Source organism: Ruegeria sp. AK4 (assembly GCF_056541025.1).
Genome location: NZ_JBQFXS010000074.1, coordinates 1 through 1,148, shown reverse-complemented (window position 1 = coordinate 1,148; position 1,148 = coordinate 1). Strand labels below are relative to the sequence as shown.

Here is a 1,148-nt window from a genome sequence, read left to right as displayed (position 1 = left end):
ATGGCAAAGGAAAAGTTTGAGCGTACAAAACCGCACGTCAACATCGGCACGATTGGCCACGTTGACCACGGCAAGACCACGCTGACCGCAGCAATCACCAAGTATTTCGGTGACTTCAAAGCGTATGACCAGATTGACGGTGCGCCGGAAGAGAAAGCGCGCGGCATCACCATCTCGACCGCCCACGTGGAATACGAGACCGAAAACCGCCACTACGCGCACGTCGACTGCCCCGGCCACGCCGACTACGTCAAGAACATGATCACCGGTGCTGCCCAGATGGACGGCGCGATCCTGGTAGTGAACGCTGCTGACGGCCCGATGCCGCAGACCCGCGAGCACATCCTGCTGGGCCGCCAGGTTGGCATCCCGAAGATGGTCGTGTTCCTGAACAAGGTTGACCAGGTCGACGACGAAGAGCTGCTGGAACTGGTTGAGATGGAAGTGCGCGAACTGCTGTCCAGCTACGAATACCCCGGCGACGATATTCCGATCATTGCAGGCTCGGCTCTGGCCGCGATGGAAGGCAACAACCCGGAAATCGGCGAAGAGAAGATCAAGGAACTGATGGCGGCTGTTGATGAATATATCGACACCCCCGAGCGCGCTGTTGACCAGCCGTTCCTGATGCCGATCGAAGACGTGTTCTCGATCTCGGGCCGTGGTACCGTTGTGACCGGTCGTGTTGAACGTGGCGTGATCAACGTGGGCGACGAGATCGAAATCGTCGGCATCCGCGACACTTCGAAAACCACCTGCACCGGCGTTGAAATGTTCCGCAAGCTGCTGGACCGCGGTGAAGCAGGCGACAACATCGGCGCGCTGCTGCGTGGTGTGGACCGTGACGGCGTTGAGCGTGGCCAGGTTCTGTGTAAGCCGGGTTCCGTGACCCCGCACACCAAGTTCGAAGCCGAAGCCTATATCCTGACCAAGGAAGAAGGCGGCCGTCACACCCCGTTCTTCGCCAACTACCGTCCTCAGTTCTACTTCCGTACGACTGACGTGACCGGCACCGTGACCCTGGCCGAAGGCACCGAGATGGTCATGCCCGGCGATAACGTGTCGTTCGGCGTTGAGCTGATCGCGCCCATCGCGATGGAAAACGGCCTGCGCTTCGCCATCCGCGAAGGTGGTCGTACCGTTGGCGC

1 protein-coding gene is annotated in these 1,148 nt (G+C 60.0%); it reads left to right on the top strand.

Translation table 11 applies throughout. From position 1 onward, the window contains the following. Positions 1-1,148, top strand: a 1,148-nt coding sequence (tuf, locus tag ACR0EZ_RS25925) for an elongation factor Tu (RefSeq protein WP_480617722.1), incomplete at both ends; no start/stop codon positions are given.